At 61.5% G+C, this 14793-nt stretch carries 13 protein-coding genes; 11 read left to right on the forward strand and 2 right to left on the reverse strand.

Annotation, left to right across the window (positions count from 1 at the left end):
* Positions 1-77 precede the first annotated feature (77 nt).
* On the forward strand, positions 78-1544 hold the full coding sequence (locus UB31_RS37360; protein ID WP_045014720.1) for an NAD-dependent succinate-semialdehyde dehydrogenase: 1467 nt from the start codon (positions 78-80) through the stop codon (positions 1542-1544).
* Between the two features lie 325 nt (positions 1545-1869).
* On the opposite strand, the gene UB31_RS37365 is transcribed toward UB31_RS37360, so the two are convergent.
* The gene (locus UB31_RS37365) at positions 1870-2442 is read right to left on the reverse strand and encodes a PAS and helix-turn-helix domain-containing protein (RefSeq protein WP_045006591.1); all 573 of its coding nucleotides are present in this window, start codon (positions 2440-2442) and stop codon (positions 1870-1872) included.
* 197 nt (positions 2443-2639) lie between these two features.
* Between UB31_RS37365 and UB31_RS37370 the strand changes: the two genes are divergently transcribed.
* Genes UB31_RS37370 through UB31_RS37400 form a run of 7 tightly spaced genes read left to right on the forward strand, consistent with a single transcriptional unit; the run spans position 2640 to position 9837 of the window.
* Positions 2640-3416 (forward strand): ABC transporter ATP-binding protein, encoded by a 777-nt coding sequence (locus UB31_RS37370; protein ID WP_045006590.1) that lies wholly within the window; start codon positions 2640-2642, stop codon positions 3414-3416.
* Positions 3413-4147, forward strand: coding sequence for an ABC transporter ATP-binding protein (locus tag UB31_RS37375; protein WP_045006589.1), 735 nt, complete (start codon positions 3413-3415; stop codon positions 4145-4147). The genes UB31_RS37370 and UB31_RS37375 overlap by 4 nt, the downstream gene beginning before the upstream one ends.
* Positions 4148-4181: 34 nt before the next feature.
* Entirely contained in the window at positions 4182-5393 is a 1212-nt protein-coding gene (locus tag UB31_RS37380) for an ABC transporter substrate-binding protein (protein ID WP_050032066.1), read from the forward strand.
* A 23-nt stretch (positions 5394-5416) separates the two neighbouring features.
* Complete coding sequence (locus UB31_RS37385; RefSeq protein ID WP_045014453.1) at positions 5417-6304, forward strand: branched-chain amino acid ABC transporter permease; 888 nt, start codon at positions 5417-5419, stop codon at positions 6302-6304.
* Between the two features lie 11 nt (positions 6305-6315).
* Entirely contained in the window at positions 6316-7257 is a 942-nt protein-coding gene (locus UB31_RS37390) for a branched-chain amino acid ABC transporter permease (protein ID WP_245305547.1), read from the forward strand.
* Complete coding sequence (locus UB31_RS37395) at positions 7244-8824, forward strand: amidohydrolase family protein (RefSeq protein WP_045014454.1); 1581 nt, start codon at positions 7244-7246, stop codon at positions 8822-8824. Before UB31_RS37390 ends, UB31_RS37395 begins: the two co-directional genes overlap by 14 nt.
* 41 nt (positions 8825-8865) lie before the next feature.
* On the forward strand, positions 8866-9837 hold the full coding sequence (locus tag UB31_RS37400) for a CobW family GTP-binding protein (RefSeq protein ID WP_050044936.1): 972 nt from the start codon (positions 8866-8868) through the stop codon (positions 9835-9837).
* Between the two features lie 53 nt (positions 9838-9890).
* On the opposite strand, the gene UB31_RS37405 is transcribed toward UB31_RS37400, so the two are convergent.
* Positions 9891-11240, reverse strand: a complete 1350-nt coding sequence (locus UB31_RS37405) for an FAD-binding oxidoreductase (protein ID WP_245306133.1) — start codon at positions 11238-11240, stop codon at positions 9891-9893.
* Between the two features lie 297 nt (positions 11241-11537).
* On the opposite strand from UB31_RS37405, the gene UB31_RS37410 reads away from it, so the two are divergent.
* From UB31_RS37410 to UB31_RS37415, 3 genes are all read left to right on the forward strand, one after another.
* Positions 11538-12263 carry a haloacid dehalogenase type II gene (locus tag UB31_RS37410; RefSeq protein ID WP_045014456.1) on the forward strand — a complete coding sequence of 242 codons (726 nt, stop codon included), beginning with the start codon at positions 11538-11540 and terminating at the stop codon, positions 12261-12263.
* A 731-nt stretch (positions 12264-12994) separates the two neighbouring features.
* The gene (locus tag UB31_RS41935; protein WP_156175739.1) at positions 12995-13483 is read left to right on the forward strand and encodes a hypothetical protein; all 489 of its coding nucleotides are present in this window, start codon (positions 12995-12997) and stop codon (positions 13481-13483) included.
* A gap of 337 nt (positions 13484-13820) precedes the next feature.
* A protein-coding gene (locus tag UB31_RS37415) for an IS630 family transposase (RefSeq protein ID WP_156175740.1) occupies positions 13821-14769 on the forward strand; the annotation gives its coding sequence in 2 pieces (ribosomal slippage) (positions 13821-14161 and positions 14160-14769; 951 coding nt in all).
* Positions 14770-14793: the final 24 nt, after the last annotated feature.

Genomic DNA, 14793 nt, shown 5'->3' on the forward strand with positions numbered 1-14793 from the left:
TCTTCGGCGGCCTTCATCGGCAGGGCCTGCTGACCAAAAATGCGATGGTGCGGGCCTTACCTTCGGAGGCCTCGACGATGCTAAGCGAACGTCTAAGAGATCCGCGTCTGTTCCGCGAGCAGGCTTTTGTCGCCGGCGCATGGGTCGATGCCGATGGCGGCGCGACCGTCGTCGTCACGGACCCGGCGACCGGTGCCGAGATCGGTACCGTGCCGGCCCTTGGTGCCGAAGAAACCAGACGCGCCATCAAGGTGGCCGAAGAAGTCTGGCCGGCCTGGCGCGCGCTTCCCGGCAGCGAGCGAGGCCGCTTGCTCGAGGAATGGTATCGGCTGATGCTTGAAAACATCGACGACCTCGCGCTCATTATGACGATGGAGCAGGGGAAGCCGCTTGCGGAAGCTGCCGGCGAGATCCGGTACGGGGCAGGTTTCATCAAGTGGTTTTCGGAAGAGCCGCGCCGAGTCTACGGCGACACCATTCCGGCCCCCACCGGGGATCGGCGCATCCTGGTTCTGAGGGAACCGGTGGGCGTTTCCGCGGCGATCACTCCGTGGAATTTTCCGAACGCCATGATTACCCGCAAGGCGGGCCCGGCGCTGGCGGCCGGCTGCCCGATCATCGCGAAGCCGTCGGAATTGACGCCATTTTCGGCCCTGGCGTTGGCCGTCCTCGCCGAACGAGCTGGCATTCCGAAGGGGGTCTTCTCGGTGGTGACGGGCATGCCCCAAGCGGTCGGCGCCGAGCTCACGTCGAGTCCATCCGTCCGCAAGCTCTCGTTCACCGGATCCACCCGCGTCGGACAGCTCCTGATGCAACAGTCGGCAAGCACCATCAAGCGCGTCAGCTTCGAGTTGGGAGGCAACGCTCCCTTCATCGTGTTCGATGACGCAGATGTCGATCTCGCTGTGGCGGGATTGATGGCGAGCAAATTCCGCAACGGCGGCCAGACCTGCGTCTGCGCGAACCGGGTGCTGGTGCAGGACGGAATCTATGAAAGGTTCGCCGACCGCCTTCTGGCGGAGACCTCGAAGCTCGTCGTCGGCAGCGGATTGCGCGAGGGCGTCACGATCGGCCCACTGATCAACCGTGCTGCTGTCGATAAGGTCCGTCGTCACATCGACGACGCCCTTTCGAACGGTGCAGTGCTTATGCTCGGCGGCAAGACTGGATCGAAGGATCAGTTTGTGGACCCGACGGTACTCGCTAACGCCACCGTGAACATGCAACTGGCGAACGAGGAGACCTTCGGACCCGTCGCTCCACTGTTCCGGTTCAAGCACGAAGACGAGGCGATCCAGATCGCAAACGCCACCCCCTACGGCCTTGCGTCATACTTCTATACGTCCAATCTCAACCGTTCCTGGCGGGTGGCGGAAAGATTGGAGTTCGGCATGGTCGGTCTGAACACGGGCTCGGTGTCGCTTGAGGTCGCGCCCTTTGGCGGCATCAAACAGTCGGGCATCGGTCGGGAGGGCTCCAAATTCGGCATCGAGGAATACTTGGAAATCAAGGCCTTCCACATCGGTAGCCTAACCGCTCCGTAATTCGGGCCCAGCCATGATGGCAGCATCTCGCTACGGATCTGACGGCAAAATTGGCTCGCCTCTCCTGGCCCGGTCCTGTTTCGCTTAGGAGATTTGATGTCTAGACGAACGCTCGGCTGCGGAGCTGTGCTGAACGTTCCGGTCACGGATACCCGGCAAGCCTGGAAAGCATCAACCTCCTTCACGAAGCCCGCTGGTTCAATCGGGAGCACGCGCTGATTGTCCGGCCCTTTGCGGCGCTGTGGGCGCTTGCCTGGTCTGCTGAGATTTCGGAAGCGAAAGCGGGCAGTGCCAGATCGACTTCGGGCGGATTGCGTAGGGATGCCTAGCCAGTCAGCAGCCTTTGAACCAGGTCCGGCGTGTTCGTCACGCTGTACTTGCGCAGCAGGCGCGTCTTGTAGATGTCGACTGTTCTCGGACTGATGCCGAGTGAAAGCGCCGCTTCCTTTCCCGTCTTTCCCTCGATCAGCAAAGCTGCAATGTCTCGCTCTCTTGGCGTCAGCGATCCGCGGATCGTGTCGCTCTTCGCCTGTCGACTGGATAGTTCGGTGAATACCCACAACGTGTTTCGGTGCGGGTCTTTGGGCGTGTAGGTGAATCCGCGGACGTGAACCCAGAACAGTTCGCCATCGAGACGGCGCATGACGCGGTCGTCCGAGAACGCGCGATCCTGCGTGAGCATCGCACCGACCCGCAGACCGGCGCTTTCAAAATGGTTATGTGTCGGATAAAGCCGCTCGAATGTTGTTCCGGTGAATTCGCCGGGTTTGCCGCGGAAGATATCGGCAAACGCCTTGTTGCAGGCTCTTATCATCCGCTTATTCGCGATGGCTTGTCCCACCGGCGCGTCCTGGAACGCGCGACGGTAGTCGATCTCTGCAGCAATTGCATTTCTCATGATCTCTCCCCGACCGCGGCGGCTCGGACACTTAAGTGTTCAACACCTATAGCATTAAGTGCCTACGTGTTATTAACCTATGCCAATAGGTGACGGGTGGAAACAGTTAAATAGAAATGCCCGGAAAGTCCGGCGGGTACGGCGCAAAGGCGGGCCGAACCCTTTATCCGTCCGATGGAACGTCACGAGGTGTCCCGATGACGACGACAGGGTCGTTGCTTGAGGTGAGCGATATCAGGGCGAGTTTCGGCGGTGTCCGCGCTCTCGATGGCGCGTCCTTCTCCGTCGAAGCGGGCACCATCACCGGTCTGATCGGCCCCAACGGAGCCGGCAAGACGACCATCTTCAATTGCATCTCCGGTCTCGTCGACGGCTTCTCGGGCGCCGTGCGCTTCGACGGTGCCGATATCGCCCGTGCGCGTCCCGAAGTCGTTTCCCGATCCGGTCTGGTGCGCTCGTTTCAACTCGCGCGCGGGTGCCCGCTCATGACAGTGTTCGAGCATCTCATGCTGTACGGGCCGCGGCAGGTGGGCGAGGGCGTGTTCCGAGCTCTGGCGAGCCCCGGTGCGGTCCGCCGGCAGGAAGAAGAGTTGCGCGAGCGCTCTTATGCGATCGCCGAGCGTCTCCGGCTAGACCATGTGCTCGACAACCTCGTCACCGCCTTGTCCGGAGGCCAAAAGAAGCTGCTGGAAATCGGGCGGGTACTGCTCGCGGAGCCCAAGATGGTCCTGCTCGACGAGCCGATGGCCGGGGTTAATCCAACTCTCGTCGGCGAGATCGCCGAGCAGCTTGCCGCAATCGGAGAGTCGGGCGTCACCATTCTGCTGATTGAGCATGAGATGGAGCTCATCGAGCGGCTCTGCGACGACGTCATCGTCATGGCTGAAGGAAAGTTCTTGACGAGGGGCGCCTTCGACGAAGTGACGGGCGATCGTCGCGTGCAGGAATGCTATCTCGGAGTGCAGCTGCAATGACGACGCTGAGCGCAAGCGCTATTTGCGGCGGCTACGCGACCGCCGATTTCATCGTGAAGGGCGTGGATATCACGATAGCGCCCAAGGATCTTGCCGTCATCATCGGCCCCAACGGCGCCGGAAAGTCGACGTTCCTGAAGCTGCTCGCCGGCCTTCTGCCGAAGCGGACCGGCGACGTCTCGATCGACGGGACCGCTCTTCCCGCCGGCGACGCGCATGCCGCCTGCGAGCGCGGCGTCAGCTTCGTGCCGCAGGAGCGGAACGTGTTCGGAAGCCTTTCGGTCCAGGAAAACCTCGAGATGGGCGGCTACCTGCTGCGCTCAGGATTGAAGAGCCGAATCGAGGAGCAACTGAACCGCTTTCCGATGCTGCGCGGACGGCTTCGCGAAAAGGCGGGCAATCTTTCGGGCGGTCAACGCCAGGTGCTGGCGGTAGCGGTCGCCCTGATGACCAATCCGAGCGTCCTGTTGCTGGACGAGCCCACGGCGGGCCTCTCGCCCGCGGCGGCGAAGGAGATCTTCGTGCTCATCCGCGATCTCGCGGCGAGCGGTCTGGCGATCCTCATGGTCGAGCAGAACGCGCTTCTGGCGCTGGAGTACGGCACGCGCGGCGTCGTTCTCGTCGCCGGCAAGAAAGTCCGCGACGACGCGGCAGCCTCCATGATCGAGGACGACGAGATCAGGCATCTGTTCCTCGGGCGGGCCGCTCCGGCGGCCCCGCACCGACATTGAAACATGACCACTGACGAAGGGTGAGGAGTTGAACATGTCGAATCTGGCCAGACGTACTTTCCTGCAGGCTGGCCTTGGAGTTGGCGGGCTAATGCTGTCATCGAGCCTTTCACGCTCCTGGGCGCAACAAGGCGATCCGATCAAGATCGGCCTGATCATCCCGCTCACCGGAGCGACCAGCCAGTTTGGGGCGACGATGGCTCAGGCTGCAAAGGTCGCCGAAACCGAGATCAACGCCGCCGGCGGCGTTCGCGGGCGTCCGATCCAGATCGTCGTTGAGGACGATCAGAGCAATCCGGAGGCGGCCGTCCGTGCGGCGCACAAGCTGATCGACGTGGACAAGGTCGTAGCAATCGGAGGTTCTTACGCGTCGGCGGTCACGTCGGCCATCGCGCCGCTGTGCTGGGACGGAAAGACCGTGCTGCTCACCTCGTCGGGAGCGGACAGCATCACCAAGCTGCCGCATGACGGGTACATCTTCAGGACTTCGCCCACCGTCACGCTCCAGGGCACCAGCGTCGGAAAATATGCAGTCGAGCTCGGCGCCAAGAAGATGTTTTTCCTCGGTCCGCAAACCCCCTTTGCGCAGTCGTACATCGACATCATCTCGGGGATATTCAAAGCCGCGGGCGGTACCGGCAGCGGGCTTGTCTACGAAGACAAGAAGTCGAGCTACAGATCGGAAGTAGACCAGGCTCTGAAAGAGTCGCCGGATGTCATCGTACTCGGCGGCTACGTCCCCGACACCTCGGTCGTGCTGAAGGACCTGTACCGTGCAGGCTATTCGGGCAAGAAGATCGGCTTCTCCTTCGGCATCAACGACGCCCTAACGAAAGCCGTTCCTGCCGAGGTTTCCGAAGGCGCCTATTCGCTCGTTCCGTCGGCCGCGGAAAACTCGGAAGCCTACAAGCGGCTCATCAGCAAGATGAAGCGGCCTTCGCTCGATAGCTACTCCTGCCAGGTCTACGATCACGTCGTGCTGACGTCGCTGGCGCTTGCTCGCGCGACGTCCGGGCAGGCGAACGGAACGGCGGTCCGCGACAATCTTCGCGCGATCTCCGAGGGGGAGGGCAAGCGGCTCGACGACGCGGCCGAGGCCCTGAAGGCGGTCGTCGTTGGCGGACAGGTGAATTACGACGGACCGAGCGGCCCGCTCGAATTCGCCGACAACGGCGACGTGAAGGGGGTGTTCTTCCGTTATGAGCAGATCGAGGGCGGCAAGCTCGTGGTCCGCAAGGTCGGCTGAAGCAGAGAACGAAAGCGGACGCCATGTTGACCGACCTGCTGCAGTATCTGGTGAACGGACTGATCGTCGGCGCGCTCATAGCGTTGCCGGCGCTCGGTCTGACGTTGATCTTCAGCGTGCTGGGTTTCGTCAATTTCAGCGTAGCTGCGCAACTCACGGCCGGCGGCTACGCCGGCTGGCTGGCGAATACGACTCTTAAACTATCGCTGGTGCCGGTCCTGATCATCGCATTCCTCGTCGCAGGGGCTCTGGGCGTCGTGACGGACCGCATTGCGCTCGCTCCGATACGACGCAAACCGAGCGCGCGGACGCCGTTGATGGTGGCGGTCGTCTCGATCGCCCTGAACATGGCGCTCGAGAACGCCTGTCGCTTCTCCTTCGGTAGCGGCCTGAACAGCTTCGACATGCCGATCGCCCGCGACATGAAAGTCGGCGGCATCCGCATCGGGCTTCAGCAGTTGCACAACCTCGAGATCGCGATCGGGCTTGCCGTTCTTCTCGCGCTGTTCTTCTCGCTCACCAAACTGGGCAAGGCCATGCGCGCCGTGGCCGACAACGTCGATCTCGCGCGGCTCAAGGGTATCGAACCGGTCCGTCTCGCCAATCTCGCCACGTTCATCGGCATGGGACTCGCGGGCGTCGGTGGCGCTCTCCTGGCGATCGACACCAGCGTGGATCCATCGACGGGATCCAGGCTGATACTTTTGATCTTCGCCGGCAGCGTCGTCGGAGGCTTGACGAGCCTGCCGGGAGCTGTCGCCGGTGCCCTTCTGATGGGGGTCATCGGCGAGTTGGGCCTTCTGGTCCTTCCGCCGGCCTACCAGTCCCTGACCGCCTTTGTCGCGATTCTGATCACCTTGCTCGCGAGACCGAGCGGCATCTTCTCCGGCGCCTCGGGGGTAAGAAAATGATTTCCTATCTTGTGTTCGCCGGCACGATCGCCGGGTTCTACGCTCTGCTATCCCTCGGCCTGGTCACGGCATGGGGGCAGGGTGGTCTGGTGAATCTCGGCCTCGTAGGGTTCGTAGGCCTCGGCGCCTATACCTCCGCACTGCTGTCAGGAGCGGGATTTCCTATCTGGATCGACTGGATCGCAGCCGCTGTGGTTTCGGCCGCGGTAGGCGTGGCTCTGTGTTTCGTCGTCCGCAACCTACGCGGCGACTACCTTGCGATCGTGACCCTTGGGTTCGCAGAGATCCTGCGGCTGGCGGAAACCAACGAGAAGTGGTTGACGAAGGGAAGCGACGGGATATCGGGGATCGTGGCGCCGCTCAAGAGCGATCTCGGAGAATCCTTTCCCTTCTTCTATCTCATTATGACCTGGACGCTCGTCGGTATCGTCGCTTTCCTGCTCGGTTGCCTTCTTCGGAGCCCCTTTGGACGAGCGCTGCGCGCAGTACGTGACGACGAGCAGATCGCGGCTGTTGCCGGAAAATCCGTGCTCCGGCTGAAGCTGCAGGCGTTCGGAATCGGTGCGGCACTCTCCGGGCTCGCTGGCGCGCTCTATGCACACTTCACCAGCTACATCGCACCCGACGTCTTCATCGTCCAACTGACGATCTACATCTTTTTGGCGGTCACCGTCGGTGGTCAGACGCGCCTTGCCGGCGCCGTGGTCGGCTCGATAGCTCTGGTTGCGCTGCTGGAGGCGTCACGCTTCATCGCCGCAGCGATCCCGGGGCTCGATGCGGTGCAGATCGCATCGCTCCGCGAGTTCGCGATCGCCCTCACTTTGATCCTCGTCATGCAATTGCGGCCCGAGGGCGCGTTCCGGATGACCAACGAACGTTCTGGTCTGAGCGCCTCGCGCGCCGCTTCGGAATCTTGCTACGGAAAGCGAGCGATAGTCGATGACGCAACCTGACTTGGAGAGCATCGGGGAGGAGTTCGCCAGGATGTTCGCCGCTGCTGGCCTTCCCCGGGTCGAGGCGGCGACGGCGCGGACTCGCGGGCGTGGGCCGTTCAAGCGACTAGTGCTGCGCGGGGCTTCGATCGTCGACGGTACCGGTGCCCCGCCGTGGTGCCCCGCCGATCTGGTAGTCGAGGGCGGCCGGATAACGGTGTTGAAGAAGGTCGGCACGCCAAAGCTGCCGATCAACCCTGACCGCCGTCCGCCTGCTGGCGATTTCGAGATCGATTGCACCGGCAAGTTTCTGACGCCCGGGCTGGTGGACTGTCATGCCCACATCGGCGCGCCGTTCCACGCCGAGAACGGGCCCATGCCGAATGCCGACTACGTCTACAAGCTGTGGCTGGCGCACGGCGTCACAACCGTTCGCGAGACAGGGTGCTTCAACGGATTGCAGTGGACGTTGCAACAGAAGCGGGCGGCTGCGGACCACCGCATCGATGCACCCCGCATTCTGGCCTACGCGCCGTTTCCTGGCACGAACGACTATGTGAAGACCATCCATACCCCGGAAGATGCGCGCAGATGGCTTCAGGCGGTCAAGGAGCGCGGCGCCGACGGGATCAAGTTCTTCGGGGCTCCGCCGGCCATGATGAAAGCCGCTCTGGAGCAGTGTCGAAGCCTTGGACTGCGTACATGCTGCCATCATGCCCAACTGGCGGTAGGCCGAATGAACTCGCTACGGACCGCCCAATGGGGGCTGACGAGTACCGAACACTCCTACGGGATTCCGGAGGCGCTGCTAGACGGGCAGACACTTCAGGCGTTTCCGCCGGAGTACGACTACAACGACGAATATCTGCGGTTCTCGACGGCGGGCCAAACATTTCTCCAGGCGGCCAAACCGGAGTCGCAGAAGTGGAACGAGGTGCTCCAGGCGTTCCTCGCGGCCGGACACACCTTCGTCCCCACGTTCAACGTCTACGATGGCAATCGCGATCTGATGCGCACCCGCCGCGCGGATTGGCACGATCGCTTCACCGACCCGACTCTCTGGGCCTACTTTCAGCCGCAGCGGGGAGGGCATGGCGCCTATTGGTACCGCTGGTCCACGACGAATGAGGTGGAATGGCGTGAAACGTTCCGGCTCTGGATGCGGTTCGTCAACGACTACAAGAATCTCGGCGGGCGCGTCTGCGTCGGCTCCGATTCCGGCTTCATGTTCCAGACATACGGGTTCGGCCTCGTCCGCGAACTTGAGCTCCTGCAGGAGGCGGGCTTTACGCCTCTGGAAGTGCTTCGGGCCGCCACAACGTGGGGGGCCGAGCTTCTCGGCATCGAAGAAGACGTCGGAACTTTGGAGGTCGGAAAGCTGGCCGACATCCTTGTCCACGACGAAAATCCGCTCAACGACTTCAAGCTTCTCTACGGTACCGGGGCGATGCGCCTCGACGACCCGACCGCCTCGGTGATTTGGGCTCGCAGCATCTCGACCGTCATCAAGGAAGGCTCGGTGTTCGATCCGGCCGAATTGCTCGACGATGTCGAGGAAATGGTGTCGGCGCGACGGAGGGCGGCTTGACGGGGATCGTCGGAACTCGGGAAGTAGTCCCGGAATTTGTCTTGCTGACCGGCAGCCTCGGTAGCGGCAAGACAACATTACTGTGCGACTATCTTTCGCTGCCCGAGTCGGCCGACACCGGTGTGATCGTAAACGAGGCCGGCGAGATCAATATCGACGGCGCCATCGTGTCGTCCGCGCGCCGCGATTTGCCGATGACACTGTTGGGCAACGGCTGCGTCTGCTGCTCGCTCGGCGACGATCTGCATTCCGCGATCGACGAATTGCTGGCCGTGCGCCGCCAGTCCGGTGCCGGCGGCTTCCGCAGGATCGTCCTGGAAACGAGCGGGCTCGCGATGCCGGGCCCTATCCTGCGTTCGCTGATGCGCTACGACCGGGCCGAATACCGACTACGCATCGTCTCCACATTGGACGCTTTGGCTCCGATGGCTGACGAGGTGACGTTTCCGATCAGATCCGCGCAATTGACGGCCGCCAGATCCATCGTCTTCACGAAACTGGATCGGGCGGGGACCGACCAGGTCACGGCTGCCGGATGCGTCGCGAAGCAGTTCAATCCGGCCGCCTGCCGGATCGTCGTGGCGGACAGAACGGCGCGCGCGCGCGCCGTCTTCGATCCGATGTATACCGAAACCGCGATGCCGATAAGTCAATTCGAGGCGATCGCGGCCACTGATCATTCGCGGCTGGGAGTCTTCTTTGCCGAGTGGCCAACCGACGTTGCGTGGGGCGATCTGACCGATTGGCTCGAGGACCTCGCGGGTCTCTGCGGCGATCGATTGCTCCGCGCCAAAGGTCTCGTCGCGGTCGCCGGCACGCCAAAATGCCTCTTGATCGACGGCGTAGGCGCCACCTTCGCTGAACCTCGTTGGATGGAGTTGGATCACTCCACCAGGCGAGGCATCGTGATCATCGCGCGGGACATCGACTTGGCCGAGCTGACCGCCCTTTCGGCCGACTATCCGGAAGACATCAAGCCCGTCGTAAAGCGCTCGAAGAGGCAAGCCGCCTGAGCAAGACGAAACTCAGCAGGTGATGGAACGTGCCGCTCGACGTCGCAACGGGATCAATAGGCCGGCTCCGCATTGACCGGGCGAACCACGGCGCCAGCGTTCATGATGTCTGCCGGATCGAAGGCGGTTTTGATACGCCGCATTACTGCGACGCGGCCCGCGTCTCCGTACTTCTCCAGAAGATGCCGCTTGAAGCGACCGACGCCATGCTCCGCGCTGAACGTACCCCCGAGAGCCGCCGCCGCGTCGTACAGACGGAGAGACAGGCTCGCTTCAATAAGCTGCGTGAACGCGCAGGACAACGGCACGGATATGTCGTGCTTGACCGAACCGCCCCACCGCTTTTCGCCTTCCGGGATCGTCTCGCGCAGCTCCCACATGGACGCACGTTGAGCCCCGCTCTGGGCGAGGAAGGCGTCCTCGACCCATTCGTACTCTACGGTTTCCGCAAGGATGGTTTCCATGAGGCTATCAAGGTCGAGATGCCGGGAGGAGGAGGCGAATTCGAGGAGGATCGCGCCGCCGGAGCCGGGGCCGACGGAGGGCGGGCTCGCCATCGCGGCGGTCGCGAGCGCAATCGATCGCGCAGTCATGAATTCGAACGTGGTCAGCAGTTCGCCGGATTCGCGACGCACCAGCGCGAGCAGTTCGGCGAGCGGCGCGGCCTTCGCGAGTTTCAGCCAGGCTGTCGCACGTCGCACTGGCAAAGGAGCAAGGCGCAGCACCGCACCGGTGACGATGCCGAGCGTTCCCTCGCTTCCCACGAAGCATTGTTTGACGTCATAGCCGGTGTTGTTCTTCCGAAGCTTGCGCATGTCGGAGACGATGGTCCCGTCCGGCAGAACGGCCTCGATGCCGAGCAGCAGATCGCGTGTCATGCCATACCGGACGACGGACAACCCGCCCGCGTTGGTGCCAATGTTGCCGCCGATCCGGCAACTTCCCTCGGCGCCGAGGCTAAGCGGCAGCAGCAGACCGGCACTCGCGGCGGCTTCCTGTACCCTCTTCAGGATGGCACCTGCGTCGACGGAGATACTCATGGACAGCGGATCGACCTCTCGGATCGCGTCCATGCGTTCCAGACTTACGACAACCTGGCGTCCCGAAGCATCCGGCGTCGCGCCGCCGCAATAGCTCGTGTTGCCTCCTTGGGGGACGAGCCCGATTCCGAGCCGTGCCGCCAGTGTCACGACGTCGGAGACCTGCTTCGTCGTTACCGGCTTCAGGACGGCGAGCGTCGATCCGGTGAAGAGCTGGCGCTGATCCGTGGTGTACGTCGCAAGCCGCTGTGGGTCGTCGACGACGCCGACGGCGCCCAAGAGATCGCGAAAGGCCTGAACGTGGTCCGACGGCGACATGATCCTGCTCCGGGCTGTTGGGGGACCATTGTCGCGCGTCGACACGACATTGCTTGCTGTTCGGCCCGGGCTTCGAAAAAGCCAATGCCGAAATATCGGTACGTTCGGCAGTTTGCACCGTCGTTGCCTTGTATTCATCTTCTCCAACGCGGAGCTGCTGCTGCTCCCGAGGAGATCATTGATGATCCATCAAGCGATCTATCGCGGGCCGATAACCTCTGCAGCAGATTGTGCTGATAGAAGGTGCAAAAGCGATCGTCTCTGCGGAGAGGACAGCGGAATCGCCGGCGACCTTGCCATTCAACGTCCATAGGCTGATCCAGCAAACGAGGAGAAATCGCTATGTTGCTCACGGATTTCGATGCTCTCACATTCGACTGCTACGGCACCCTTATCGATTGGGAAACCGGAATGGTCGAGGCCCTGAAAAGCCTCTCCGATCGGGCCAAACGGCCGCTCACCCGCGACCAGATTCTTGAGGCGCATGCGCGTCACGAATCCAGCCAACAACGCTACACGCCAGCGAAACGATATCGGGATCTGCTTCCGATCGTCTACAAGCGTCTGGCCGAAGAGTGGGGTGTCCTCGTCACTCACGAAGACTGTGTCGAGTACGGTCGTTCCGTCGGAAACTGGCCCGCGTTCGAGGACTCTCCGGGCGCACTCCAGTATCTCAAGAAGTATTTCAAGCTCGTGATCCTTTCCAACGTCGACAACGAGAGCTTCCAGGCGAGCAATCGACGATTGCAGGTGGAGTTCGACGCGATCTACACAGCGGAAGACATCGGGTCGTACAAGCCTTCAGCTCGCAATTTCGACTACATGATCGAGAAGATGGAAGAGATTGGGATCGGCAAGGAGAAGATCCTGCACACCGCCGAAAGCATGTTCCACGACCACAAGCCCGCAAACGGTCGCGGGTTAAAGTCGTGCTGGATCTACCGGCGACACGAGCAACAAGGTTTTGGGGCCACCATGAATCCGGGCCAGATGCCACACGTCGATTTCAAATTCGACAGTATGCTGGACCTCGTAAAGGCACATCAGGAACAACTGCGGGTTAAATGATCCGCCGCTTTGTGTTCCGTCGGCACCTCGCAGCGGATTCAACTCGGATCCGCGACCCTGTGGTGCAGATCACCCGAGCCCAAAATTCCGCAGCACAGCGGCCTTTGAGTGGCACTACGATGCGAGTTGAGCGGCGAAGGAGTTCAATAATTCGTCCAACAGGAAAATTAGCACACACGAATAAGTGGTCGATATTGCTTTCACAAACAGAATGAAAAATTTCGGTCGGAGCGCTTCACCCGCTCCATCGAGCAGCTTATCCGTTCTACTGACTATCTAAGGTGCCCCAGTCGAGCTGTGTCTGCTTGGGCGTACGCGCTTGGGAGCGCTATCGCGCAGCCTCATCACCCAGTGGTTTACCCGTAATGGAGCCAGCTCGCGAACTGATAAGATTTGGTCCCAAATGGAGTCAGTTGGCCGACTGATAAGGTAATTACACAAAGCTTATCAGTCTCGCGTGCGGAATGGCGCCTCCGACCGTTGGCAACCAGGGATTACGAAAAAGGCGGTTGTCGGAGGCGAGTGCGACCCTCGCTGCACACACCTAGATTCGGCGACGGACTTGGGAAGGGCTGACTATCGCCCGGCACGGCAGCTATCTTGGCATAAGCGGGCATTGACGAGTGCAGGTGCTGATGTTTGCTAATGACCCGAAGCAGACGTTCACCACGATGTCAGCCGGGATGCTATAGGAGGGCTTCGAGCAGAGTGTGCGGCGAGAGGCGGCTTGCATGACCGATGAGAATAGACTGAGGCCCTTCTGGCGCCCTGTATTGGGCGCGATTGCTCTGCTGTGTGTCGCCTTTGTGGTCTTTAAAGCGGCCCGTGCGCCATCCAGTCAGGAAGCCATGCTTGGATCGCTCAAGGAACTTGGTCTGCCAGAGCTTACAACCGCATTCGTGCTTCATCCCGATACCTGCTCGATTGAGAGGTCTTTCTGGAAATGGCATGTAAGCTGCGAAGGCGTGCCGATTTCCTTCTACCAGGACCGGATGCTCTGCAATGCCGGCCCTCCAAGAACTTGCACCACGGTGCCGTCCGAAGAGCGGGTTTGCGTATCGTACTATTGGGATATCGATCTTAATGGAGTGCCGTCAAACCCACGCGGTGACCACGGCCGCTATGCCTCAGTCGGCGACGGTTGCAACCCCAAGGGCTCGCGCGTGGCTGAGCGCGAGGCGATGGCAAAGCTCGGGATTACGCCTCATCGCGTCGAATGAAGTCTGCTGAACGCAAGCCGATTGGAGATGGCTCGACCGCAATAGACAGGCTATCGCAGACGTCGGCTGTTGGCCCAAAGCAGACATCTTCGAGCTGGCGAGCCGCGGTCGACTGGTGGCCCTTTTCGGAAGTGGCGGCCCTGGTGCCTGATGTCCGCTGTTGGGCGAGTACGGACAGATCACATGCGCGCAGCGCGTGGGTAGCAAATCTTCACCAATGCAGTCCTCAAGGTCACTAGAGCATCCGACGACAGAGTTGAATCAAAAGTGATTTAGAGATGGCTTCCGGCACGCCGATCGTTGTGAGTCCATGAGGTCTCTGATTCGGAGGCTGGCGATGGGAACGACTGCGCATTCGGACGATCTTAGATCGCGTGTTGTCGAGGAGATTTTGGCGGGAGTTTCGCGGCGACAAGCCGCGGAACGGTTCAAGGTGAGCGCGGCGTCGGCCGTCCGCTGGGTTCAGCTACACAGCCAAACCGGCAGCGTTCATCCTCGGGCGCGCGGCGGCAAGAGCCGCTCCCCGTTAGAGCCGCATGCGGTCTGGCTACTGGACTTGACCGCGGCTGAGCCGGACCTGACGCTGGAAGCGATCGTGCAACGTTTGCTGGCCGGTGTTGGTCTGAAGACTTCAGAGGCGGCGGTTCGCCGCTTCTTCAAGCGGCATGCAATCACCTTCAAAAAAAACGCTGCACGCGGCGGAGCAGGATCGGCCCGACGTATCGCAGGCTCGCGAACGCTGGCAGCTCGGCCAGGCAAGCCTTGACCCCACCAAACTGGTGTTCGTCGACGAGACCGGCGCCAACACCAAGATGGTCCGCGCCTATGGGCGATGTTCGAGGGGCAAGCGGCTCGTCTGCAAGACCCCGTGGGGCCATTGGAAGACCACAACATTCACATGCGGCCTACGCTGTGACGGCCTGGTCGCACCCTGGGTCCTGGAAGGTCCTATGACGGGCGATGCGTTCCGTGTCTACATCGAGAAGGTGCTCGTTCCGACCCTTTCGCAAGGTGATACAGTCATCATCGACAACCTCGCCAGCCACAAAGTTGCCGGTGTGCGTGAAGCGATCGAGGCCGCCGGCGCAAAGCTTCTGTATCTGCCGCCCTATTCCCCAGACCTAAACCCCATCGAACTGGCCTTCGCCAAGTTCAAAAATGGACTACGAAAGGCAGCAGAACGAACCGTCGATGATCTCTGGCGAAGAATCGCCGTCCTCATCGACGACTTCTCGCCTCAGGAATGCCAAAACTACTTCCGCCATGACGGATACGCTTCAGCTTAGCTGACGGATGCTCTAGCCGATCCG

This window comes from Bradyrhizobium sp. LTSP849 (assembly GCF_000938255.1).
GTDB lineage: Bacteria > Pseudomonadota > Alphaproteobacteria > Rhizobiales > Xanthobacteraceae > Bradyrhizobium.